This is a genomic window from Comamonas sp., from assembly GCF_036666375.1.
Classification (GTDB): domain Bacteria; phylum Pseudomonadota; class Gammaproteobacteria; order Burkholderiales; family Burkholderiaceae_C; genus Comamonas.
Genome location: NZ_JAVWWA010000105.1, coordinates 1 through 2,125 on the forward strand (window position 1 = coordinate 1; position 2,125 = coordinate 2,125).

At 65.6% G+C, this 2,125-nt stretch carries 2 protein-coding genes; one reads left to right on the forward strand and one right to left on the reverse strand.

The genetic code is table 11. The features are described 5' to 3' along the window. Positions 1–1,324: tRNA uridine-5-carboxymethylaminomethyl(34) synthesis enzyme MnmG (gene mnmG / locus RR928_RS20210; protein WP_332683971.1), on the reverse strand; the 1,324-nt coding region annotated here is incomplete at its 3' end. A gap of 244 nt (positions 1,325–1,568) precedes the next feature. On the opposite strand from mnmG, the gene gstA reads away from it, so the two are divergent. Continuing rightward, a partial coding sequence (gene gstA / locus RR928_RS20215) for a glutathione transferase GstA (protein WP_332537764.1) occupies positions 1,569–2,125 on the forward strand: 557 nt, incomplete at its 3' end.

Genomic DNA, 2,125 nt, shown 5'->3' on the forward strand with positions numbered 1-2,125 from the left:
CGGCGCGGCTGGTGAACATGCGGTAGGGCTCGGTCACGCCCTTGGTGATCAGGTCGTCGACCAGCACGCCCAGATAGGCTTCGTCGCGGCCCGGCGTCCAGGGCGCATCGCCGCGCGCCTGCAGCGCGGCGTTCAGGCCGGCAAACAGGCCCTGGGCCGCGGCCTCTTCATAGCCGGTCGTGCCGTTGATCTGGCCGGCGAAGAACAGGCCGTTGATCTGCTTGGTCTCGAAGCTGGCCTTGAGCGAGCGCGGATCGAAGTAGTCGTATTCGATCGCATAGCCGGGGCGCAGTATGTGGGCGTTCTCCAGGCCCTTCATGGAGCGCACCAGTTCGTACTGGATGTCGAACGGCAGGCTGGTCGAGATGCCGTTGGGGTAGTACTCGTGCGTGGTCAGGCCTTCGGGCTCGAGAAAGATCTGGTGGCTGTCCTTGTCGGCGAAGCGGTTGATCTTGTCCTCGACGCTGGGGCAGTAGCGCGGGCCCACGCCTTCGATCTTGCCGGTGAACATCGGGCTGCGGTCGAAACCCGAGCGGATGATGTCGTGCGTGCGTTCATTGGTGTGCGTGACCCAGCAAGGCATCTGCTGCGGGTGCATGCTGGCCTGGCCCATGTAGCTGAACACCGGCAGCTGGCCTTCGTTGATGCCGCCGGGCATGCCGTCGCCGGGCTGCTCCTCGCACTGCGAGAAATCGATGCTGCGGCCGTCGATGCGCGGCGGCGTGCCGGTCTTGAGCCGGCCCTGGGGCAGCTGCAACTCCTTGAGGCGCGCCGACAGGCTCACCGCCGGCGGATCGCCCGCGCGGCCGGCCGCGTAGTTGTTCAGTCCCACGTGGATCTTGCCGTCGAGGAAAGTGCCGGCGGTCAGCACCACGGTGCGCGCGCGAAAGCGTATGCCGACCTGCGTCACCGCGCCGACCACGCGGTCGCCTTCGACCATCAGGTCGTCGACCGCCTGCTGAAACAGCCACAGATTGGGCTGGTTCTCGAGCATGCGACGGATCGCGGCCTTGTAGAGAATGCGGTCGGCCTGGGCGCGCGTGGCGCGCACCGCCGGGCCCTTGGAGCTGTTGAGGATGCGGAACTGTATGCCGCCCTCGTCGGTCGCCAGCGCCATCGCTCCGCCGAGCGCGTCGACTTCCTTGACCAGATGGCCCTTGCCTATGCCGCCGATCGACGGGTTGCAGCTCATCTGGCCCAGCGTCTCGATGTTGTGGGTCAGCAGCAGCGTCCTGCTGCCCATGCGCGCGGCCGCCAGCGCCGCCTCGGTGCCGGCGTGGCCTCCGCCAACGACGATGACATCAAATTCTTGGGGATACAACATGCAATAGCTCCGGGGGCCGATGCTTCGATCACCGCCCCAATCTGTTCGCAGCGCGCCTGCGCCGGCCCGCGCCACGGATGGCCCCTGTAGCCATCCTTGCGGGAGAACCGGCAATTTTCCCACTTTTGCGTGTTTTTCGCCGCATGACCCCAGGCCACCACGCGGACAGGCGGGAAACCGGCCCACACAGCGCTGGCGGCAGTCGCGTTAGCATCGTTGCGTCCATCACTTCACCATTCCGACCATGAAGCTTTACTACAGCCCCGGCGCATGCTCCCTGTCCCCGCAGATCGTTCTGCAGGAATCGGGCCTGGCCTACGAGCCCGTGCTTGCCAGCACCAAGACCCACCAGCTTGCCGACGGCACCGATTACTACACCATCAACCCGCTGGGCTATGTGCCGCTGCTGGAACTCGACAACGGCGCGCGCCTGCACGAAGGCCCGGCCATCGTCCAGTACATCGCCGACCAGGTTCCCGAGAAGAACCTGGCTCCGGCCAACGGCAGCTTCGAGCGCTACAAGCTGCAGGAATGGCTCAACTTCATTGGCACCGAAGTCCACAAGGGTTTCGGTCCGCTGTTCAAGCCGACCACGCCCGAAAACTACAAGCCGATCGCGCTCGAGGCGCTGACCAAGCGCCTGCAATGGGTGGACGGGCAGCTGGCCGGCAAGAGCTATCTGCTGGGCGAGCAGTTCAGTGTCGCCGACGCCTATCTCTACACCGTTTCGCGCTGGGCCGGTTTCGTCGGCCTCGATCTGTCGGGCATGGCCAACATCCTGGCCTTCCAGCAGCGCATGGC